The following is a 22,277-nucleotide window of genomic DNA, read 5'->3' on the forward strand; positions in this document are numbered from 1 at the left end:
GTTATTCCTTGCTTTTCTGCGAACTATTCACGCTAGGCGCGGTTGATCCACAGGGTCATCAGCACAAAGACGCCGATGATCATGGTGAAAGCGTAGTGATAGACATAACCGGTCTGGAACAGACGGGTTATTGAGGCAATCCAGCTGACAAGCTTGGCGGATCCATTGACAACGAATCCGTCAATTACGGCGACATCGCCACCCCGCCACAACGCTTTCCCGAGGACGCGCGAACCACCGGCCAGGACGAACTCATTGATCTTGTCGAAGTAGTATTTATTCTCAAGCAGCGTGTTGATAGCCGAGAACCGGCGCTGGATAGCTGCCGGAATATCCGGACGCTTCATGTAGAAGAACCAGGACAACACCACGCCGGCCAGAGCAAGGTAGAGGGGCAGCCCGGTGAGAGCATGGACGCCCATCGCCGCGGCGCTGTGGAATTCCTCAAGGAAGGTGCTGAGAGCCGGATGGGCCACGTTATCGACATGAATAACGCCCTTGAAGTAATCGCCGGCCAGCATCGGACCGATTGCCAGGTAACCAATAACCACAGACGGAATGGCCAGCAAAACAAGCGGCAAGGTAATGACCCATGGGGTCTCATGCGGCTGCTGGCCGGGGGCCAGACCGTGATGATGATCCTGCGAAGTTTCTTCGTCGTCATGATCGCCGTGGTGATCATGCGCCGCCTTGCCGAACCGTTCTTCGCCGTGAAAAACCAGGAAGTACATCCGGAAGGAATAGAAGGCTGTGACAAAAACGCCAGCCAACACCGCAAAGTAAGCGAAACCGGAGCCGGGAATATTGGAGAGCTTCACCACATCAATGATCGAGTCCTTGGAATAGAACCCGGCCATGAAAGGCGTACCGATCAAAGCCAGCGAACCGATCAGCGAGGTGATCCAGGTAATCGGCATGTACTTGCGCAGGCCGCCCATGTTGCGGATGTCCTGATCGTGATGCATCCCGATGATTACCGAGCCGGCAGCGAGGAAGAGCAGTGCCTTGAAGAAGGCATGGGTCATCAGATGGAATATCGCCACCGAATATGCCGATGCGCCGAGCGCGACCGTCATGTAACCCAGCTGGGAGAGCGTCGAATAGGCGACGACCCGCTTGATATCATTCTGGATGATGCCGAGGAAACCCATGAACAATGCGGTAATCGCGCCAATCACGATGACGAAGGAGAGCGCCGTGGTTGACAGTTCGAACAGCGGCGACATCCGGGCTACCATGAAGATGCCGGCGGTCACCATCGTCGCCGCGTGAATCAGAGCGGAGATCGGGGTCGGGCCTTCCATCGAATCGGGCAGCCAGACGTGCAACGGCACCTGGGCCGACTTGCCCATGGCGCCGATGAACAGGCAGATGCAGGTGGCAGTCATGAGCGACACGCTGGAGCCTTGGCCAAACAGCGCGATGCTCGCATTCGCCAACTCGGGAGCCTTGGCGAATACCGTCGCATAATCGAGCGAGCCGAAATAAGCCAAGACCAGACCGATACCGAGAATGAAGCCGAAGTCACCGACGCGGTTGACCAGGAAAGCCTTCATGTTGGCGAAAATCGCCGTCGGGCGGGTGTACCAGAAACCGATCAGCAGGTAGGAGACAAGACCGACTGCCTCCCAGCCGAAGAAGAGCTGCATGAAGTTGTTGGCCATCACCAGCATCAGCATGGAGAAGGTGAACAACGAGATGTAGCTGAAGAAACGGTTGTAGCCCGGGTCTTCCTGCATGTAACCGATGGTGTAGATGTGCACCATCAACGACACGAAGGTGACGACCAGCATCATCGTGGTGGTCAGCGTGTCGATCAGAAAGCCGACTTCGAACTTATAGTCGCCACTGGTCAGCCAGGTATAGACGGTACCGTTGAAGGTATGACCGGCCTGGACGTCCTGGAAGATGACCAGGGAGGTGACGAAGGCAATGGCCACGCCGGCGATGGTAGCCGTATGGGCAACCCAGCGCGGAATGACGCGGCAGAAGAGGCCGGCGATCATTGCGCCGATCAACGGCGCAAGGGGCACGAGCAGGTAGAGTTTTTGCATTTCCATGTTTAACCCTTCAGGCTGCCCAGGTCATCCACATGGATGCTCTTGAGGTTGCGGAACAGCACGATCAGAATGGCCAGACCGATTGCCGATTCAGCAGCGGCAACCGTCAGGATGAAGAAGACGAAGATCTGGCCGGACAAGTCCTGCAGGTAATGGGAGAACGCCACGAAGTTCATATTGACCGCAAGCAGCATCAACTCGATAGCCATCAGTAGCACGAGCAGGTTTTTCCGGTTCAGGAATATACCGACCACGCTGATCGCGAAGAGGATCGCGCCCAAAACCAGGAAGTGCGAAAGTGAAAGAGTAAGCATTGGTGCCCCGGGGTTCAGTCTTTTTCAACCGGCATTTGCAGGACGCGGATACGATCCTTCGCCTTGACGAAGACCTGCTCATTCGGATTGGTGTACTTTGATTTCTTCGGACCGCGGTAGGTCAGAACAATTGCCGCGATCATGCCGACCAGCAGGATGATCGATGCCAGTTCGAAGGGATAGACATATTCGCTGAACATCAAGCGACCGATTTCCTTGGTATTGGAAATACCGGCCGGTGTCATGGCCTCTGCTGCGGGCACCTGAAAATATTTGCTGCCCAGCACCAGACCCATTTCCAGAACCATCAGTACACCCAGCACGGCCCCTAAAGGAAGATAGTTCCAGAAGCCTTGGCGAATTCGATCCATGTTGATGTCGAGCATCATCACGACGAAGAGGAACAACACCATCACCGCGCCGACATAAACCAGAATCAGAGCAATGGCCAGAAACTCGGCTTGCAGCAATGCCCAGATGCCGCCGCAGGTAAAGAAAGCGAGAATCAGGTGCAATGCAGCGTGCACCGGGTTCCGCGCGGTGATCACGCGCAGGCTGGCAACAATCAGAATCGCTGACAGGAAGAAGAAAACCAGGGTTTGAAAATCCATCGCTAGTGCCTGTTATCGGTAAGGTGCGTCAAGTTGGCGATCTTCGGCAATCTGCGCCTCGTAACGGTCACCGTTGGCCAGCAGCATTTGCTTGGTGTAATAGAGATCACCACGCTTTTCGCCGTGATATTCGAATACCCGGGTCTCGACCACCGCATCGACCGGACAAGCCTCTTCGCAGAAGCCGCAGAAAATGCATTTCGTCAGATCGATGTCATAGCGGGTGGTGCGGCGCGAGCCGTCGTCGCGCGGTTCTGCTTCGATCGTAATCGCCAGAGCCGGGCAAATTGCTTCGCACAACTTGCAGGCGATGCACCGCTCTTCACCATTCGGATAGCGACGCAGCGCATGCAGACCGCGGAAACGGAAACTCTGCGGTGTCTTCTCTTCAGGATACTGAACGGTGATTTTGCGGGCAAAGAAATATTTACCCGTGACCGCCATGCCTTTCAACAACTCCTTGAGGAGGAGGCTGTTGAAGATTTCCTTCATCGAACCCATGAATCTCTCCTCACTTCCAGATATTCAGCGGCGACATCATCCAGACGCCGACAACAACAAGCCATACCAGACAGATCGGTACAAAGACTTTCCAGCCCAGGCGCATCAGCTGATCGTAACGATAGCGCGGGAAAGTCGCACGGAACCAGAGGTACAGGAAGAGGATGGCCGACATCTTGGCAAACAGCCAGACGATGCCGTCCGGCAGAAAACCTACCGGAGAGAGCCAGCCACCGAGGAACATGATCGAGGTAAGCGCGCTGACCAGAATCATGTTGGCATATTCGGCAAGGAAGAACAGTGCGAAAGCCATACCGGAATACTCGACGTGGAAACCGGCAACGATTTCCGATTCGCCTTCGGCCACGTCAAACGGGGCGCGGTTCAGTTCAGCGGTGCCGGATATCAGGTAAACGATGAACATGGGGAGAAGCGGCAGCCAGTTCCAGGACAGGAACCCCAAACCCCAGCCAGCAAACTTCCCTTGCTGCTGGGCAGCGACGATATCAACCAGATTGAGACTATTGGACACCATCAGCACAACGATGAGCGAAAAACCCATGGCGATTTCATAGGAAACCATCTGAGCAGCAGACCGCATCGCACCAAGGAAAGCGTATTTGGAGTTTGACGCCCAACCCGACAGGATGACGCCGTACACCCCCATCGAGGTAATCGCCATGATGTAAAGCAGGCTGGCATCGATATTCGCCAGCACCATCGTATCGGTAAAGGGCACGACAGCCCAGGCAGCGAGCGCCGGGGCAATCGCCAGCATCGGCGCGATGATGAAGATGCCCTTGTTGGCACTGCTCGGAACAATGATTTCCTTGAACAACAGCTTCAGGCCGTCAGCGATAGGCTGAATCAGCCCCCATGGGCCAACCCGGTTAGGACCGATACGCACCTGCATGAAACCGATCACCTTGCGTTCGGCCAGTGTCAGGTAGGCCACGGCCAGCATCAGTGGCGCAACAATCAGAACGATTTTGATCAAGGTCCAGACGGCCAGCCACGCGCCGCCGAAAATACCTTGTCCGAAATTCATTAGTGCGTCCATTTATGCACGCTCCACGGAAATCTGGCCAAACATCTCACCCAACTGCGCGGTACTCGCATGAGCGGCCGAAACACGAACGCAACCGGCCGGCACGGTATTGTCGGCCTTGGCCACCAGCAGGGCGCTGCCCTGCCCTTGCCTGACCTTGACCTGAGAGCCAGCGGTCAGACCAAGCTCGGCCAGCGTCTGCTCGTTGATACGGGCAGTCGGTGCTACCGCATCGGCAGTTTGCTGAAGAACCGGAGAACGCCGCACCATCGGGTCGGCAAAGTTGATCGGCACATCGGCTATTCGTTGCAGACCTTGAGCGGCAACCGGCAACTGAATAGCCACGCCATTCAGATCGTTACCCAAGCCGGCAACAAATTCGGCCCCTTTGCCCAACACGTCATCGCGAACGGCCTCGCTGGTTTCGTAAGAAAAACCGTCCAGATTCAAAACATTGCCGAGCACTCGGAGCAGTTTCCAGGCCGGGCGGGATTCTCCGCGAGCCTTGACGACGCCGTTGAATCCCTGGACGCGCCCCTCGATATTGACGAAGGTACCTGCTGTTTCGGTATAGGGGGCAAGCGGCAGCATCACGTCGGCGTATTCGAGGGCCGGAGCGTGCTTGAATGCCGACATGTAGACCACCAGGCTTGCCTGCTTCAGCGCGCTGACCGCCAATTGCGGATTGGCACAGTCAAATTCGGGCTCGATGCCCATCAAAACATAGGCCTTACGCGGCTGCTCGAACATTTGTCGTGCGTTGGCGCCGGAAGGCAGGAATCCGGCAGCATGGGCGCCAACCGTATTGGCGCCTTCGCCGAGGAAACCGACAGTAGCGCCGGTTATTCCGCCTAGTTCGAGAGCCAGTGCATGGATCTGCGTAGCATCGGAAGATTGTGTCGCCACATTGCCGAGGAAGATGGCGTGGCGTTCGCCTTCCAGCAAGCTCTGGGCAACCTTCCTGGCAACATCGTCGGCTTCGATCGACTGCAGGCCGGCAGGCACAGCTAAACCTTTCAATTGCGCTGCCGCCTTGACGATTGCGGCCAGCGTATTCGTCAGCTGGGCCGGGGCGACAGTGACCTGAGCATGCAGGTTCATCAACTGATCATCACCGGTCACCGAAAGAAGACTTAGCTTGGTGTATTTTTTGGCGGCCTGACGCAGGCGCTGAGCAATCAGCGGATGATCCTTGCGCAAGAAAGAACCAACGACCAACGCAGAATCGAGATCCTTGATTTCAGACAGACGCAGACCCAGCCAAGGCAGGCCGGCACGCTTGCCATCGGTGCCAAAGTCGTACTGCCGCGAACGGAAATCGATATTGCTGCTACCAAGGCCTTTCATGACCTTGCCGAGCAGGAACAATTCTTCGACGGTCGAGATTTGCGCAGCAAGAGCGGCGAGCGCATCGCCGCCATGCTCGCGGGCAACGTCTTTCAGTCCATGTGCAACGTAATCCAGGGCAACATTCCAGTCGACTTCGCGCCACTCTCCGCCCTGTTTGACCATGGGTTTGGTAAGCCGCTCATCTGAATTCAGCGCCTGATAGGAAAAACGCTCTTTATCGGAAATCCAGCATTCGTTGACCGCTTCGTTTTCCCGCGGCAAAACGCGCATCACGTTGTCATGCTTGACTTGAACGGTCAGATTGGCCCCCACTGAATCATGCGGGCTGATCGATTTGCGACGCTGCAATTCCCAGGAGCGGGCGGTGTAGCGGAAAGGCTTGGAAGTCAATGCACCGACCGGACAGAGATCGATCATGTTCCCGGACAGTTCGGAGTCTACCGTACGCCCGAGGAAGGTGGTGATCTCGGAATGCATGTTCCGGTTCGCCATCCCCAGCTCCATGATGCCGCCGATTTCCTGGCCGAAGCGAACGCAACGGGTACAGTGGATGCAACGGCTCATTTCTTCCATTGAAATGAGCGGACCGACATTCTTGTGGAACACCACATGTTTTTCTTCGGTGTACCGGCTCTTCATCGGACCATAACCGACCGACATGTCCTGCAGCTGACACTCGCCGCCCTGGTCACAGATCGGGCAATCCAGCGGGTGATTGATCAGCAGGAATTCCATCACGCCCTTCTGGGCCTTGACGGCCAACTCGGAGTGCGTAAACACCTTCATACCGTTAGTCACCGGCGTTGCGCAAGCTGGCAACGGCTTCGGCGCCTTTTCCACCTGGACCAGACACATCCGGCAGTTGGCGGCAATCGAGAGTTTCTTGTGGTAACAAAAATGCGGTATGTACACACCCACCTGCTGCGCGGCATCCATCACCGTGCTGCCGTCGGGCACTTGCGCCTTTTTGCCGTCGATTTCGATTTCTAGCATGTCGCTACCTTGTAGCCAGTTCTTGCGTATCTATCACTTGGAAGGTTTCGTTCAGGCCTGAACCTTGTGGAAACCACTGCCCGCCCACTGAACATCCTTGGGAACCAGACAGGTCTTGTGCTCAATGTGGTATTCAAATTCACTGCCGAAATGCTTCAGGAAGCTCTGAACCGGAAACGCTGCTGCGTCGCCAAGCGCACAGATGGTTCGTCCGGCGATATTGCCCAGAACACTGTTCAGCAGATCGATGTCTTCAGGCTTGCCCTGGCCGTTTTCAATGCGGTGCACAACCTTGTACATCCAGGCTGTGCCTTCACGACAAGGGGTACATTGGCCGCAGGATTCTTCATGGTAGAAGAAGGACAGACGCTCCAGCGCCTTGACCATACAGACCGTTTCATCCATGACGATGACTGCGCCGGAACCCAGCATCGAACCGCCCTTGCTGATCGAGTCGTAGTCCATCGTACAGTCCATGATGACGTTTGCCGGCATAACCGGCGCCGAAGATCCACCAGGAATTACCGCTTTGAGCTTGCGTCCGCCCCGCATGCCACCGCACATTTCGAGCAAGGTCGAAAACGGTGTGCCGAGCGGAATTTCATAATTACCCGGACGATTGACATGACCGGACACCGAGAACAACTTGGTGCCGCCATTGTTCGCCTTGCCCAGATTCAGGAACTCTTCGCCACCCATTTTCAGAATGAATGGAATGGCCGCAAAGGTCTCGGTATTGTTGATTGTCGTCGGTTTGCCGTACAGACCGAAGGATGCCGGGAACGGCGGCTTGAAGCGCGGCTGCCCTTTCTTGCCTTCGATTGATTCAAGCAGGGACGTTTCTTCGCCACAGATATAGGCACCGTATCCGTGATGGGCGAAGAGCTCAAAGTTGAACCCGGAACCGAGGATATTCTGGCCGATGAAACCGGCGGCGCGCGCCTCATCCAGTGCCTCTTCGAAGCGCTTGTAGATTTCCCAGATTTCACCATGCACGTAGTTATAACCACGGTTAGCACCCATGGCATAGGCGGCGATCGCCATCCCTTCGATCACCGCATGCGGGTTGTAACGCATGATGTCGCGATCTTTGAAGGTCCCCGGCTCACCCTCGTCGGTGTTGCAAACAACATATTTGTCACCGGGAAAAGAGCGCGGCATGAAAGACCACTTCAAACCGGTTGGAAAGCCTGCGCCGCCACGGCCACGGAGAACCGATTTCTTGACTTCGCTGATCACTTCTTCCTGGGACATCTTGCTTTCCAGGATGCGCTTCAGCTGGGCGTAACCGCCGCGGGCGACATAATCCTTCAGGCCCCAGGTATTGTCGCCGTCAAGGCCTTCCATCAGGACGCCGTTGATCGAACCAAGCATGGCCATTATTTGCACTCCTCAAGGAGCTTGTCGATCTGTTCCGGGTGCATATGACTGCACATCGCCCGATTATTGACGATGAACACTGGTGCGTCGCCACAAGCTCCCATGCACTCCCCCTCTTTCAAGGTGAACTTGCCATCGGCCGTCGTTTCGCCATAACCGATGCCCAACTTTTTCTGTACGTACTCACCGGCGTGATAGCCACCCGAGAGCGCACAGGGAAGATTGGTGCAAACCGTAATCTTGAATTTGCCGACCGGCTTCAGGTCGTACATGTTGTAAAAGGAAGCCACCTCGTAGGCTGCGATAGGCGCCATGTCGAGATAGTTGGCAACGGCTTCGATCGCCTCAGGAGGCAACCAGCCCTTTTCTTCCTGAGCATGGGCCAGACAGGCCATTACCGCCGATTGTTTCTGCTCGGCAGGATACTTGGCCACTTCGCGGGCGAATTTCTGTAGGGTTTCAGCGGAAAACATCAGCGGTCGATCTCGCCAAAAACAATATCTTGGGAACCGATAATCGTAACGACGTCGGCGATCATATGGCCTCTGGACATTTCGTCCATGCCAGCCAGGTGCACATAGCCAGGAGCGCGAATCTTCATGCGATAAGGCTTGTTTGCCCCGTCGGATATGAAATAGATACCGAATTCGCCCTTCGGGTGTTCGATGGCGGAATACGCCTCGCCCGGCGGCACGTGAATCCCCTCGGTAAAGAGCTTGAAATGATGAATTAGCTCTTCCATGTTGGTCTTCATGTTTTCGCGCGACGGCGGTGCCACCTTGTTGTTTTCGGTGATTACCGGACCAGGATTCTTGCGCAGCCAGGCAATACACTGCTTGATGATCCGGTTCGATTGGAGCATCTCTTCCATGCGAACCAGATAACGATCGTAACTGTCGCCATTTACCCCAACCGGCACATCGAAATCGACCTTGTCGTAAGCTGCGTAGGGCTGCTTCTTGCGCAGGTCCCAGGCAATGCCCGAACCGCGCAACATGGCACCGGTAAAGCCCATTTGGAGCGCCCGCTCCGGCGTAACGACGCCGACGTTAACCAAGCGCTGCTTCCAGATACGGTTATCGGTCAGTAGCGTGTGATATTCAGCGTGATAGGTCGGAAAACGATTGGTGAAATCCTCAAGGAAATCCAGCAAGGATCCACCACGATTACCGTTAATCTCCTTGGCCTTCTTGGCGCTAGTCCAGGTCGACTCCTGATACTGCGGCATACGATCCGGCAGATCACGATATACGCCACCCGGACGGTAATAGGCCGCGTGCATACGGGCGCCGGAAACCGCCTCGTAAGCATCCATCAAGTCTTCGCGCTCGCGAAATGTGTAGAGCGCCATCGTCATCGCCCCGACGTCGAGCGCGTGACAGCCAATCCACAACAGGTGATTGAGCAGACGCGTAATCTCGTCGAACATCGTACGGATGTACTTGCCGCGCTCAGGAACTTCGATTCCCAGCAACTTTTCCGTAGCCAAGCAATAGGCATGTTCGTTACACATCATGGACACATAGTCCAGTCGATCCATGTATGGAACAGACTGAACCCATGTCCTTGTTTCGGCGAGCTTTTCCGTTGCCCGATGCAGCAGACCAATATGCGGATCGGCGCGCTGAACGACTTCGCCATCCAGTTCGAGCACCAGTCGCAGGACGCCGTGCGCTGCCGGATGCTGCGGACCGAAGTTGAGTGTGAAATTGCGGATATCAGCCATGTGCCGGATCCCCGTAGGTGTCTTCGCGCACGATGCGCGGGGTATTCTCTCGAGGCTCGATGGTTACCGGCTGGTAAATGACGCGAGCCTGATCAGGGTCATACCGCATTTCGACGTGCCCGGAAATCGGGAAGTCCTTGCGGAATGGGTGTCCGATGAAACCGTAATCGGTCAGGATTCGACGAAGATCGTCATGGCCGACAAAGGCGATTCCATAAAGATCAAAAGCCTCACGCTCAAACCAGTTGACGCTCTTCCAGACACCGGTGATTGAATCGACCGAGGGGAAGTCGTCATCTTCGGCAAAGACCCGGACCCGCAGGCGCCAGTTATGAGCAATCGACAGCAGATGGGAGACAGCGGCAAAACGACGCCCTTGCCAGAGACCATCGCCGTAAGTTGAATAATCAACGCCGCACAGGTCGATCAACTCTTCAAACTGGAGATCAGCCTCATCGCGCAATGCGGTCATCACCGCGAGATAGTCAGCAGCACCGACCTCAATCGTAATTTCACCCAGAGCAAGCTTGAGCGACTTGAGCTTGTCGCCAAAATGCTTCTGCAGGTTTTGGCTAAGCGTTTCCAGCTTGGCAGACATATCTAATCAGCCTCGGCAATTAACGAGCAATGGTATTGGTGCGACGAATTTTGTTTTGCAGCTGGATGATGCCGTAGAGCAAGGCTTCAGCCGTCGGCGGACAACCCGGAACATAGATATCGACTGGCACGATACGGTCACAACCACGCACCACCGAATAGGAGTAATGGTAATAACCGCCGCCGTTGGCACACGAGCCCATCGAAATCACCCAACGCGGCTCAGCCATCTGGTCATAAACCTTGCGTAAGGCGGGCGCCATTTTGTTGGTCAGCGTACCAGCGACAATCATCACATCGGACTGCCGGGGACTGCCGCGGAAAACAACCCCAAAACGATCAAGATCGTAACGAGCACAACCCGCATGGATCATCTCAACCGCACAACAGGCGAGACCAAAAGTCATCGGCCACATTGAGCCGGTACGCATGTAATTGATCAGTTTGTCAGCAGTAGTGGTGACAAAACCTTCCTGGAGGACGCCTTCAATAGCCATGCTTCACTCCCACTCAAGCGCACCCTTGGCCCAGGCATAGACATACCCGACAACCAGGATGGCGACAAAGACCAGCATCTCGACAAAACCAAACATCTTAATTGACTCGGTCGCGACGATGTCTTTGAAAATTGTCGCCCACGGAAAGAGGAAGGCGATTTCGAGGTCAAACAGAATAAAAAGAATGGCAATCAGGTAATAGCGCACATCGAATTTCATGCGCGCATCTTCGAAAGCCTCAAAGCCGCACTCGTAAGGAGATAGCTTTTCTGCATCCGGCCGATTGGGAGCAAGCAGAAAGCCCATCGCAACAGGCAGAACGCCAACCGCGACCCCCACCAGGACGAACATCAGGATAGGAAAGTAGTTTTCCATGATCCGCCGCCAATATTCAGTTTCTTGTACGAAACAGCAGACCTTACGGCCACTGCCACAGTTATTGGTGCCGACGGCGAGACTCGAACTCGCACAGCTTGCGCCACTACCCCCTCAAGATAGCGTGTCTACCAATTTCACCACGTCGGCACTACCTTTTTGACTCACTTGGCGAGGGACTTTGCCAAACGAGCCACTTACGTCACTTCGGAATATCTTTGGCCTTGGAACCCGCACCAGCAGGGCTCGTCGGCGCATCTCCGCCAGCCACTGCAGGCTGCGAAACCGGCGGCAATTGTACCGTTTCCTGCATCACACTGCCAGTCGTTTTTGGCTGATTTGAAGCAACGTAGGCCAGAGTAAGGCTTGTTGCAAAAAACACCGCTGCAAGAACGCCGGTTGTCCGACTCAGGAAATTGGCCGAACCGGTGGCGCCAAACAAGCTACCGGAGGCGCCACTACCAAAAGCAGCCCCCATGTCGGCACCCTTGCCGTGCTGCATCAAAACCAAACCGATAATCGCCAGCGCAACCAGGATATGCACCGTCAAAACAACAGAAAAAAGCCAATTCATATTTATTCGCCTATCAACTTGCCGCTTGGCAAATTGCCAGAAAATCATCTGCAACCAGCGCAGCCCCACCGATCAAACCACCATCGATATCAGCCTGCGCAAACAATTCCACCGCGTTCTGAGCCTTGACACTACCGCCATACAGAACCCGCAAAGCACTTGCCACTCCTGCATCGAGCGCTGCCACTTGGCACCGGATCGCGGCATGCACCTCTTGCGCCTGTGCCGGCGACGCCGTCACGCCCGTACCAATGGCCCAGACCGGCTCATAGGCCAGCAAAGAAGACGCCATTGCGGCCACCCCGACACGATCCAGCACCGCTGCCAACTGCCGGGAAACCACCAAAAACGTAGCTCCGTCATTGCGTTCAGCAAGCGTTTCGCCGATGCACAAAACCGGAATCAAGCCCGCCTTTTGTGCCGCCTCGAACTTGGCCGCCACAACCTGATCCGTTTCCCCAAACAGGCTACGCCGCTCGGAGTGACCAATCAGAACATACCGGCAACCGAACTCAACCAACATCGAGGCCGAGACTTCGCCGGTAAAGGCGCCGATTGCGTGCTCACTTACCGACTGCGCCCCCCAGGCAACCGCCGCCCCGGAAAGCACGGACTGCAACTGACCAAGATAAGGAAAGGGCGCAAAAACGGCAACATCGCACTTCAACCCGGAGACACCAGCCTTGATGCGCTCAAGTAGGGCGGCATTCTGCTGGAGATTGCCGTGCATCTTCCAGTTTCCTGCGACGAACTTTTTACGCATGGGCATACCGTTTCCGATGGCGAAAAACTTGCTGATTATAGCGACCGAGGCCTTCCTTGGTCAATAATCGCGCACGGCTCGCAATCTACTGAGCCGCTTCGCGCACCACCTGGGCCAATTGTTCAGCCGCTTCGACAACGAGAGTCGCCTCCTCACCCTCGACCATGACCCGCAGCAACGGCTCGGTACCCGAAGCACGCAGCAGCACCCGCCCCCGACCTGCCATGCGCGTCTCAACGGCAGCAAGGGCCTTGGTAATAGCCGGATCATCTTTCCACGGAAAGCCTTTGGCGATCGGCACATTGATCAGCTTCTGCGGGTACAACGACAGGCTGCCCAGCAACCCCTTGAGATCACCACCATTCTCTTTCAAGGCGGCAAGAACCTGCAGCGCGGCAACCGTGCCGTCGCCCGTCGTATGTCGATCGAGAGCGAGAATGTGACCGGAGTTTTCGCCGCCGTAGAGCCACCCTTTTTCGTTCAGCATCTCGACAACGTAACGATCTCCGACCGCGGCACGAGCAAAATCGACGCCAATTTTTCCGAGGGCATGCTCAAGCGCCAGATTGGTCATCAGGGTACCGACGACCCCCTTTACCGCACCGGCACGCGCTCGACTACGGACAATGGCGTAAAGCAACTGGTCGCCATCGTAAAGATTACCCTCGGCATCGACCATCTGGATCCGGTCTGCATCGCCATCCAGCGCCACGCCAAGGTCCGCACGGTGCGCAAGAACGGCTTCACAAAGCGCTTTGGGTGCCGTAGCGCCAAAACCGTCATTGATGTTCAAACCGTTTGGCTGGACGCCAATGGTAACGACATCTGCGCCGAGCTCGTGAAACACGCTGGGGGCTGTGTGATAAGCCGCACCATGCGCGCAATCGACGACGATTTTCAGACCGCGCAGGTCAAGATCGTTGGGAAATGTACTTTTACAGAATTCGATGTAGCGACCGCGCGCATCTTCGATCCGCTTGACCCGCCCCAGGTCGGCCGCCGGAACGCAAACCATCGGCTGATCGATAGCTGCCTCGATGGCACGCTCGACATCGTCCGGCAACTTCGTGCCCTGCGCCGAAAAGAACTTTATGCCGTTATCGTAGTAGGGATTATGGGAAGCAGAAATAACGATACCCGACTGCAGGCGCAAGGCCCGGGTGAGATAGGCGACCGCCGGCGTCGGCAAGGGGCCGACCAGGCAGACATCGACGCCAGCCGCCGAGAAGCCTGCTTCCAGCGCCGATTCCAGCATATAACCGGAGAGCCGGGTATCCTTACCGATCAGCACCTCAGGACGCTCTCCCGCAGGCATGTGACTCTGGCTCGTCAACACTTTGCCAGCGGCGTAGCCGAGCCGCATCACGAAATCCGGCGTGATCGGCGATTGACCGACACGACCGCGCACACCATCGGTTCCAAAATATTTTCTGCTCATCTTTTATCTCCCTGTTCGATTGCCGCCCAGACAGCCAAGGCATCCCTGGTTGCCGCGACATCATGCACACGTAGTATTTTCGCACCTCTCTGCGCCGCGATCAGCGCTGCCGCGACACTAGCCGCTGTGCGCTGCTCGACCGGCCGCCCGGTAATCGCCCCGAGCATCGTTTTCCGCGACACCCCAACCAGCAAGGGCAGATCATCAAAACCTGTCGCCGCCAGCTCTCGGAAAAGCGCCAAATTGTGCTCAAGCGCCTTGCCGAAGCCAAAACCGGGATCCAGCACGATTCGCTGATCCGCAACACCGGCCTGCCGACAGCGATCGACTGCCGCCAGGAGAAAGCCGCGCACTTCGGCAACGACGTCCTGATATTCCGGCGCGCTCTGCATCGTTCCCGGCTCACCCTGCATGTGCATGACGCAAACGGCGCAATCGCTCGCCGCCACGGCCGAGATGGCTTCCGGATGGATCATTCCGGAAATATCGTTGATCATCGTCGCCCCCGCCGCCAAGGCCGCGCGCATGACCGCCGGCTTGTAGGTATCGACTGAAACCGGTACGCCCCAGGTCGTCACTTCCCTGAGCACCGGGACCAGGCGCCGAAGCTCCTCATCCTCCGGCGTCGGGATAGCCCCCGGGCGCGATGACTCGGCACCAATATCGAGAATGTCCGACCCAGCCTCCAACTGTTCCCGGGCATGCCGAACGGCCCGCTCAACATCGCCGACAAGGCCGTCACCGGAAAAGGAATCGGGTGTCAGATTGACGATGCCCATCAGCAATGGACGATCAAGAGATAATAAAAACTGGCCGCAGCGAAGGTTTGTCATGGCTAAAAGAAAAAGCCGGGAGAAAACTCCCGGCTTGGATATTGATTACAAAAGTCAGGCCGTCGCGGCCGCGGTTGGCTCGGCGCCCGGCGTGTCGCTCGGTGCCGCAGCGCGCGGCTTGCTTTGCGACGGTTTGGGCGGACGCGGTGGCTTGCCGTCCATGATGTCGTCGATCTGCTCGGCGTCGATGGTTTCCCATTCGAGCAAGGCTTTGGTCATCGCTTCGACCTTGTCGCGATTCTCTTCCAGCAACTTGCGGGCGAGCCCATATTGCTCGTCAATGATGCGGCGAATCTCGGCATCAACCTTCTGCATCGTCGCTTCGGAAACATTCTTGTGCTGCGTCACCGAACGGCCTAGGAAAACCTCGCCATCGTTCTCGCCATAAACCATGACGCCAAGATCGGACATGCCATAACGCGTCACCATCTCACGCGCCATCTGGGTGGCCCGCTCGAAGTCGTTCGACGCACCGGTCGTCATCTGGTTCATGAATAGTTCTTCGGCGATCCGGCCACCAAACAATACGGCAATGCGGCTCATCAGGTACTGCCGGTCATAGGCATAACGATCCTGCTCCGGCAGTTGCATGGTCAAACCCAAAGCGCGGCCGCGCGGAATGATCGTGACCTTGTGCACCGGGTCGGATTTGGGCATCAGCTTGGCGACGACGGCATGGCCCGACTCGTGATAGGCCGTATTCATCTTCTCTTCTTCGGTCATCACCATGCTGCGGCGTTCGGCCCCCATCATGATTTTGTCCTTGGCCTTCTCGAAGTCGTCCATATCAACCAGACGCTTGTTGCCACGGGCCGCGAACAAAGCCGCCTCGTTGACCAGATTGGCCAGATCGGCACCGGAAAACCCGGGAGTTCCGCGCGCAATGATGTCCGCCTTGACGTCACCGGAGATCGGCACCTTGCGCATATGCACCTTGAGGATTTCTTCGCGGCCACGGATATCAGGCAGCGGCACGACCACCTGACGGTCGAAGCGGCCCGGACGGAGCAGCGCCGGATCGAGGATATCCGGACGATTGGTCGCGGCAATCACGATGATGCCGGTATGACCTTCGAAGCCATCCATTTCGACCAACAACTGGTTCAGCGTCTGTTCACGCTCGTCGTTGCCCCCCCCCAAACCGGCACCACGATGGCGACCGACGGCATCGATTTCGTCGATGAAGATGATGCACGGAGCGTGCTTCTTGGCGTTCTCGAACATGTCGCGAACACGGGCAGCGCCGACGCCAACAAACATTTCGACGAAGTCGGAACCGGAAATGCTGAAGAACGGCACCTTGGCTTCGCCGGCAATGGCCTTGGCGAGCAAGGTCTTGCCGGTTCCCGGGTTGCCAACCATCAGCACGCCCTTCGGGATGCGGCCGCCGAGCTTCTGAAACTTGGAGGGATCGCGCAGGAAATCGACGATTTCCTGAACTTCTTCCTTGGCTTCGTCGCAACCGGCGACATCGGCGAAGGTCACAACATTTTGCGCCTCATCGGTCATCCGGGCGCGCGATTTGCCGAAGGAGAACGCCCCGCCCTTGCCGCCACCCTGCATCTGGCGCATGAAGAAAACCCAGACCCCGATCAACAACAACATCGGGAACCAGCTGACAAAGATGCTCATCAGGAAGGATTGCTCCTCTTCCGGCTTCGCCTCGACCTTCACGCCATACTTCAACAAGTCGGAGACCAGCCAGAGATCGGGCGGAGCATAGGAGGTGATGCGCTTGCCATCGGTGGTCGTCGCTTTCAGCGTGCGACCTTCCATCACTACTTTGGTGATACGCCCCTGGGTCACCTCTTCGAGGAACTGGGAGTACTCGACCGAGCCTTGCGCGACCTGACGGGTATTGAATTGATTGAAAACCGTCATCAGCACAAGACCAATGACCAGCCAGATTGCGAGGTTTTTGAACATGTTGTTCAAGCTTGCTCTCCTTCTACGGCGTCGAGCGATAAAAACGCCATTTTATACACAACTATCAACGTAACACGCGACCGAGCAAATAAAGCTCGGCGCTGCGATCCCGGGAGGCATCCGGCTTGCGCACGACGACTGTCTTGAACACCTCGCGCATCGAGCGGAGAAAAGTCTCGTAATCCGCTCCCTGAAATACTTTGACCAGAAAAGCACCTTCCGGTTTCAGATGCGCCTTGGAAAATTCCAGCCCCAGTTCCGCCAGATACATGATGCGGGCCTGATCAACAAGTGGCACCCCTGACATATTGGGGGCCATGTCCGACATTACAAGACCGACATGCCGCCCGTTGAGTTTTTCTTCCAGCTTTTTCAGAACATCGTCTTCGCGAAAATCGCCCTGAATAAAGTCGACGTTATGGATCGGATCCATCTCAAGCAGATCGAGCGCAATCACCATGCCACCGTCGCCGACCCGCTTGGCCGCGATCTGCGACCAGCCACCGGGCGTTGCACCAAGGTCGACGACAACCTCGCCACGGCGGAGCAGTTTGTCCTTGTCGTCGATCTCCATCAGTTTGAAAGCGGCGCGCGAACGCCAGCCATCTTTCTTGGCGAGCTGCACATACGGATCATTTACATGTTCCCGCATCCAAGCTTTACTGGTTCTGGTTCTCTTCATTCGGTAAAATGCCGTTTTTGAAAGGTTTACTATGCTGCAATTATCGTCCGACGAGCGCCGCGAACTACGCGCCCGCGCCCACAATTTGAATCCTGTTGTCTCAATTGCCGAGAACGGCCTCACCGAAGGCGTTCTGAAGGAAATCGAAGTCAACCTTACCGCTCACGGCCTGATCAAGATCCGCGTTTATGGCGACAGCCGTGAAAATCGCGCGACCTATCTTGAAAAAATCTGTGCTGAAACCGGTGCGGCCCCCGTGCAACAGATCGGCAAACTTCTCGTCGTTTACCGCCCGACAGCAACCGCAGCTGCTCCGGCCAAAGCGCCACAACCACGTCGCCGGCCGGCTAGCGAACCGCGCAAATCGAAGCGCAGCTACCAGGGCTGATTACTTCAGCCCTCTATTGGCCCAAATGACCAGCCACAAGCCCAGCAGACTCTGCACCATATAGAGAATGCTGGAAACGCCATGCCACGTTGCAAAACGATCGCGCAGGACGCTTTCCATCACCTCCCGAGGCAGCGCATCGGCCTTCAATTGCGCCATCAACGGTTGAATGCCAAACAGGCTGGCGGCAGCAAGCAGAGCCATAAGTAACACCAACCAAAACACCGAGCGCCTGAAGAACCCGCTGCCCCAACGGAGCAGCAGAAAAACCAGCAAATAGGCAGCACTGCCAAGCCCGCCCCAGGCGATCAGCGCAAACAACTTGCCGGCAACCATCCCGGCCAGTTGACGATCACCGAGGCTGACGAAGAGGACCGGCGCAGCCATGTAACCGATCGCCCACAGGCCGCCAACCCAAAGGGTTATGGCAGTCAGGTAGAGAGCATCGGATAGTTGGCGCATTGACCTTTATTCGTAGCGAATATCGATGATTTCAAATTCGCGGATGCCGCCTGGCGCCTGCACCTGGGCGATATCGCCGACGTACTTGCCAATCAACGCCCGGGCCATCGGCGAGGCGATCGACAGCTTGCCGTTCTTGATATTGGCCTCGTCTTCACCGACGATCTGATAGGTCACGGCATCACCAGTATCCTGGTCTTCGATGTCGACAGTGGCCGCGAAGACACAACGACCGTCGGCATCAAGGAGCTTGGGATCAATGATCTGGGCATTCGACAACTTGCCTTCGACCTCCTGAATGCGTCCTTCGACGAAGCCCTGACGCTCCTTGGCCGCGTCATACTCGGCATTTTCCGAAAGGTCACCATGGGAGCGCGCCTCGGCAATCGCGGCAATGACGCTCGGACGTTCTACCGTTTTCAGGCGATGCAGTTCTTCCCGAAGTTTCTCGGCACCGGCTACGGTCAGCGGAACTTTACTCATCTTTTCTTCCAGCAAAAGCAAACCGCCGGCGCCCATGCAGGGCAGCCCGGCGGCTCAGGTTGTATTTAGTGAAGTTGCTCGTGCAGCGACTGAATCGAATATACCAGCAACTCGCCCCGATTACGGATACCTTCAGCAGCGGCTTCGGCTCCCCAAATCGTCGTATACATCGTCACCCTGGCCTGCAGGCCGGAGGTGCGGATGGAGCGCGAATCGTTGATGGCCAGACGCTTTTCTTCCACCGTGTTGATGATCAGGGAAATTTCATTGTTCTTGATCATGTCGACGATATGCGGACGACCTTCGGTCACCTTGTTTACCGGCTGCACCGGCAGGCCGGCAGCGGCGATGGCCTGCGCCGTACCGCGCGTCGCCACCAGATGGAATCCGGCTTCGTGCAGATGCCGCGCAACCTCGACCGCCTTGACCTTGTCGCTGTCCTTGACCGACAGGAAAGCCCGGCCGGATGACGGCAGCTTGACGCTGGCCGCCAGTTGCGACTTGACGAAAGCTTCGGCGAAAGTGGTGCCGACCCCCATGACTTCCCCGGTCGACTTCATTTCCGGCCCGAGAATGGTATCGACGCCCGGGAACTTGACGAAGGGGAAGACCGCTTCCTTGACCGAGAAATACGGCGGAATGACTTCCTTGGTGATGCCCTGGTCCTTCAGACTGCGCCCGGCCATACAGCGCGCGGCAATCTTGGCCAGCTGCAGGCCGGTTGCCTTGGAGACGAACGGCACCGTCCGCGAAGCCCGCGGATTGACTTCCAGCACATAGACCGTTTCATCCTTGATGGCGAACTGGACGTTCATCAGGCCACAGACATTCAGCGCCTTGGCCATCAACTTGGTCTGCCGGCGCAATTCAGCCTGGACGTCGGCGCCCAGCGAATACGGCGGCAGCGAGCAAGCCGAGTCGCCGGAATGCACACCGGCCTGTTCGATGTGCTCCATGACGCCGCCGATGATGACTTCGTCACCGTCCGACAAGGCATCGACGTCACATTCGACAGCATCATTCAGGAAGCGGTCGAGCAGCACCGGCGAATCGTGAGAAACCTTGACCGCTTCACGCATGTAGCGCTCAAGATCCTTCTGCTCATGAACGATTTCCATGGCCCGGCCGCCCAGCACGTAAGAGGGGCGGACGACCAGCGGGTAACCGATCTCGACCGCCAGACGCAGCGCATCTTCTTCGGTACGCGCGGTGCGATTGGGCGGCTGCTTCAGACCGAGTTCGTGCAGCAGCTTCTGGAAACGTTCGCGATCTTCGGCAACGTCAATCGATTCGGGCGAAGTACCGATGATCGGCACGCCATTGGCTTCGAGCGCCAGCGCGAGCTTGAGCGGCGTCTGACCGCCGTACTGGACGATGACGCCGACCGGTTTTTCGATGGCGACGATTTCCAGCACGTCTTCCAGTGTCAGTGGCTCGAAGTAGAGGCGGTCGGAGGTATCGTAATCGGTCGAAACGGTTTCCGGATTGCAGTTGACCATGATGGTCTCGTAACCGTCTTCGCGCATCGCCATCGCGGCATGCACGCAGCAATAGTCGAACTCGATGCCTTGGCCGATGCGGTTCGGACCGCCGCCCAGCACCATAATCTTCTTCTTGTCGGTCGGATAGGCCTCGCACTCGTCCTCGTAGGTCGAATACATGTAGGCGGTACCGGTGGCGAATTCGGCGGCGCAGGTATCGACCCGCTTGTACACCGGACGGACACCCAGCGCATGACGGCGCTCACGCACGGCCGTTTCGCTGGTCTTGGTCAAATGCGCCAGACGGCGGTCGGCAAAGCCCTTGCGCTTCAGGTAGCGCAGCTCTTCGGCGGTCAGGGACGAAAATTCGCGTTTTTCGATTTCCAGCTCGAGATCAACGAGTTCCTTGATCTGCACCAGGAACCACGGGTCGATCTTGGTCAGGTCGAAAACCTTCTCGACCGACATCCCGACACCGAAAGCATCGGCGACGTACCACAGGCGATCCGGCGTCGGCCGGGCCAACTGCTCGTCGATGGTTTCCGGATCGACCGATTTCAGATTGAAACCGTCCACCCCGACTTCCAGGCCACGCAAGGCTTTTTGCAGCGATTCCTGGAAAGTGCGGCCGATGGCCATCACTTCGCCGACCGACTTCATCTGCGTGGTCAGCGTCGAATCAGCCTGCGGGAATTTCTCGAAGGCGAAACGCGGCACCTTGGTGACGACGTAATCGATCGACGGCTCGAACGAGGCCGGCGTCTTGCCGCCGGTAATCTCGTTGGCCAGTTCGTCGAGCGTGTAGCCGATGGCCAGCTTGGCGGCGATCTTGGCGATCGGGAAGCCGGTCGCCTTGGAGGCCAGCGCCGAAGAGCGCGAGACGCGCGGGTTCATCTCGATGACGATCATCCGGCCATCAACCGGGTTGATCGAGAACTGCACGTTGGAACCGCCGGTATCGACGCCAATCTCGCGCAGCACAGCGATCGAGGCATTGCGCAGGATCTGGTATTCCTTGTCGGTCAGCGTCTGGGCCGGCGCGACGGTGATCGAGTCGCCGGTGTGCACACCCATCGGATCGAGGTTTTCGATGGAACAGATGATGATGCAGTTGTCCGCCTTGTCGCGGACCACTTCCATCTCGTATTCCTTCCAGCCAAGCAGCGACTCTTCGATCAGCAGCTCGTGCGTCGGCGAGGCTTCGAGGCCGCGCTTGCAGATGGTCTCGAACTCTTCGGTGTTATAGGCGATGCCGCCCCCGGTCCCACCCAGCGTGAAGGACGGACGAATGATGGTCGGGAAGCCGATGGCCGCCTGCACCTGATAAGCCTCTTCCATGCTGTGCGCCGTCGCCGAACGCGCGGAACCAAGACCAATCTTGGTCATCGCATCCTTGAACTTCTGGCGATCCTCGGCCTTGTCAATCGCGTCCTTGGAAGCGCCAATCAGTTCGACGCCGAATTTTTCGAGTACGCCTTCGCGGTCAAGATCGAGCGCGCAGTTCAGTGCCGTCTGCCCACCCATGGTCGGCAGCAGCGCGTCCGGACGTTCCTTTTCGATGATCTTGGCGACGACCTGCCAGGTGATCGGCTCGATGTAGGTGACATCGGCCATTTCCGGGTCGGTCATGATGGTCGCCGGGTTGGAGTTAACCAGGATGACCTTGTAACCCTCTTCGCGCAGGGCCTTGCAGGCCTGGGCGCCGGAGTAGTCGAATTCGCAGGCCTGACCGATGATGATCGGGCCGGCGCCAATAATCAAAACACTCTTTATATCTGTACGTTTCGGCATATTG

The 22,277-nt window shown here is 57.0% G+C and carries 22 protein-coding genes and 1 tRNA gene; 1 reads left to right on the top strand and 22 read right to left on the bottom strand.

Annotated features, from left to right (window positions below; genetic code table 11):
- Positions 1 to 32: 32 nt before the first annotated feature.
- The 19 genes from nuoL to rlmE form a co-directional block, all read right to left on the bottom strand.
- A complete protein-coding gene (gene nuoL / locus KI611_RS17225) occupies positions 33 to 2,060 on the bottom strand; it encodes an NADH-quinone oxidoreductase subunit L (protein ID WP_226416881.1) in 2,028 nt (675 codons plus the stop codon).
- 2 nt (positions 2,061 to 2,062) lie between these two features.
- Positions 2,063 to 2,374, bottom strand: coding sequence for an NADH-quinone oxidoreductase subunit NuoK (nuoK, locus tag KI611_RS17230; protein WP_226416882.1), 312 nt, complete (start codon positions 2,372 to 2,374; stop codon positions 2,063 to 2,065).
- 14 nt (positions 2,375 to 2,388) lie between these two features.
- A complete protein-coding gene (locus KI611_RS17235) occupies positions 2,389 to 2,985 on the bottom strand; it encodes an NADH-quinone oxidoreductase subunit J (protein WP_226416883.1) in 597 nt (198 codons plus the stop codon).
- 12 nt (positions 2,986 to 2,997) lie between these two features.
- The gene (gene nuoI, locus KI611_RS17240) at positions 2,998 to 3,486 is read right to left on the bottom strand and encodes an NADH-quinone oxidoreductase subunit NuoI (RefSeq protein ID WP_226416884.1); all 489 of its coding nucleotides are present in this window, start codon (positions 3,484 to 3,486) and stop codon (positions 2,998 to 3,000) included.
- Positions 3,487 to 3,496: 10 nt separating this feature from the next.
- Positions 3,497 to 4,546 (bottom strand): NADH-quinone oxidoreductase subunit NuoH, encoded by a 1,050-nt coding sequence (gene nuoH, locus KI611_RS17245; protein ID WP_226416885.1) that lies wholly within the window; start codon positions 4,544 to 4,546, stop codon positions 3,497 to 3,499.
- Positions 4,547 to 6,877: an NADH-quinone oxidoreductase subunit NuoG gene (nuoG, locus tag KI611_RS17250; protein ID WP_226416886.1), complete on the bottom strand. Its 2,331-nt coding sequence runs from the start codon at positions 6,875 to 6,877 to the stop codon at positions 4,547 to 4,549. It lies immediately after the preceding gene.
- Positions 6,878 to 6,928: 51 nt separating this feature from the next.
- A complete protein-coding gene (nuoF, locus tag KI611_RS17255; RefSeq protein WP_226416887.1) occupies positions 6,929 to 8,257 on the bottom strand; it encodes an NADH-quinone oxidoreductase subunit NuoF in 1,329 nt (442 codons plus the stop codon).
- Positions 8,257 to 8,730 (bottom strand): NADH-quinone oxidoreductase subunit NuoE, encoded by a 474-nt coding sequence (gene nuoE / locus KI611_RS17260; protein ID WP_226416888.1) that lies wholly within the window; start codon positions 8,728 to 8,730, stop codon positions 8,257 to 8,259. Before nuoE ends, nuoF begins: the two co-directional genes overlap by 1 nt.
- Positions 8,730 to 9,983 (bottom strand): NADH-quinone oxidoreductase subunit D, encoded by a 1,254-nt coding sequence (locus tag KI611_RS17265; protein ID WP_226416889.1) that lies wholly within the window; start codon positions 9,981 to 9,983, stop codon positions 8,730 to 8,732. The genes nuoE and KI611_RS17265 overlap by 1 nt, the downstream gene beginning before the upstream one ends.
- Entirely contained in the window at positions 9,976 to 10,581 is a 606-nt protein-coding gene (locus KI611_RS17270; protein ID WP_226416890.1) for an NADH-quinone oxidoreductase subunit C, read from the bottom strand. The genes KI611_RS17265 and KI611_RS17270 overlap by 8 nt, the downstream gene beginning before the upstream one ends.
- Positions 10,582 to 10,600: 19 nt before the next feature.
- Positions 10,601 to 11,077 carry a NuoB/complex I 20 kDa subunit family protein gene (locus KI611_RS17275; protein ID WP_226416891.1) on the bottom strand — a complete coding sequence of 159 codons (477 nt, stop codon included), beginning with the start codon at positions 11,075 to 11,077 and terminating at the stop codon, positions 10,601 to 10,603.
- A 3-nt stretch (positions 11,078 to 11,080) separates the two neighbouring features.
- The gene (gene ndhC, locus KI611_RS17280; RefSeq protein WP_226419940.1) at positions 11,081 to 11,455 is read right to left on the bottom strand and encodes an NADH-quinone oxidoreductase subunit A; all 375 of its coding nucleotides are present in this window, start codon (positions 11,453 to 11,455) and stop codon (positions 11,081 to 11,083) included.
- 62 nt (positions 11,456 to 11,517) lie between these two features.
- A tRNA-Leu gene (locus tag KI611_RS17285) sits at positions 11,518 to 11,602 on the bottom strand.
- A gap of 52 nt (positions 11,603 to 11,654) precedes the next feature.
- Positions 11,655 to 12,074 carry a preprotein translocase subunit SecG gene (gene secG / locus KI611_RS17290; protein WP_226416892.1) on the bottom strand — a complete coding sequence of 140 codons (420 nt, stop codon included), beginning with the start codon at positions 12,072 to 12,074 and terminating at the stop codon, positions 11,655 to 11,657.
- Positions 12,040 to 12,789: a triose-phosphate isomerase gene (gene tpiA, locus KI611_RS17295; RefSeq protein ID WP_226416893.1), complete on the bottom strand. Its 750-nt coding sequence runs from the start codon at positions 12,787 to 12,789 to the stop codon at positions 12,040 to 12,042. Before tpiA ends, secG begins: the two co-directional genes overlap by 35 nt.
- Before the next feature lie 85 nt (positions 12,790 to 12,874).
- Entirely contained in the window at positions 12,875 to 14,227 is a 1,353-nt protein-coding gene (glmM, locus tag KI611_RS17300; protein WP_226416894.1) for a phosphoglucosamine mutase, read from the bottom strand.
- On the bottom strand, positions 14,224 to 15,060 hold the full coding sequence (gene folP / locus KI611_RS17305; protein ID WP_226416895.1) for a dihydropteroate synthase: 837 nt from the start codon (positions 15,058 to 15,060) through the stop codon (positions 14,224 to 14,226). Before folP ends, glmM begins: the two co-directional genes overlap by 4 nt.
- Positions 15,061 to 15,114: 54 nt before the next feature.
- The gene (gene ftsH, locus KI611_RS17310; protein ID WP_319002307.1) at positions 15,115 to 16,995 is read right to left on the bottom strand and encodes an ATP-dependent zinc metalloprotease FtsH; all 1,881 of its coding nucleotides are present in this window, start codon (positions 16,993 to 16,995) and stop codon (positions 15,115 to 15,117) included.
- A 55-nt stretch (positions 16,996 to 17,050) separates the two neighbouring features.
- The gene (rlmE, locus tag KI611_RS17315; protein ID WP_226416896.1) at positions 17,051 to 17,668 is read right to left on the bottom strand and encodes a 23S rRNA (uridine(2552)-2'-O)-methyltransferase RlmE; all 618 of its coding nucleotides are present in this window, start codon (positions 17,666 to 17,668) and stop codon (positions 17,051 to 17,053) included.
- A 31-nt stretch (positions 17,669 to 17,699) separates the two neighbouring features.
- On the opposite strand from rlmE, the gene yhbY reads away from it, so the two are divergent.
- Positions 17,700 to 18,056 (top strand): ribosome assembly RNA-binding protein YhbY, encoded by a 357-nt coding sequence (gene yhbY, locus KI611_RS17320; protein WP_226416897.1) that lies wholly within the window; start codon positions 17,700 to 17,702, stop codon positions 18,054 to 18,056.
- On the opposite strand, the gene KI611_RS17325 is transcribed toward yhbY, so the two are convergent.
- The 3 genes from KI611_RS17325 to carB all read right to left on the bottom strand — a co-directional run bounded on the left by KI611_RS17325 (position 18,057) and on the right by carB (position 22,273).
- Positions 18,057 to 18,518, bottom strand: coding sequence for a DUF4149 domain-containing protein (locus KI611_RS17325; RefSeq protein WP_226416898.1), 462 nt, complete (start codon positions 18,516 to 18,518; stop codon positions 18,057 to 18,059).
- A 6-nt stretch (positions 18,519 to 18,524) separates the two neighbouring features.
- Entirely contained in the window at positions 18,525 to 19,001 is a 477-nt protein-coding gene (gene greA, locus KI611_RS17330; protein WP_226416899.1) for a transcription elongation factor GreA, read from the bottom strand.
- A 65-nt stretch (positions 19,002 to 19,066) separates the two neighbouring features.
- Positions 19,067 to 22,273 (bottom strand): carbamoyl-phosphate synthase large subunit, encoded by a 3,207-nt coding sequence (carB, locus tag KI611_RS17335; protein ID WP_226416900.1) that lies wholly within the window; start codon positions 22,271 to 22,273, stop codon positions 19,067 to 19,069.
- Positions 22,274 to 22,277 lie beyond the last annotated feature (4 nt).

It is taken from the genome of Dechloromonas denitrificans (assembly GCF_020510685.1).
Lineage (GTDB): Bacteria > Pseudomonadota > Gammaproteobacteria > Burkholderiales > Rhodocyclaceae > Azonexus > Azonexus denitrificans_A.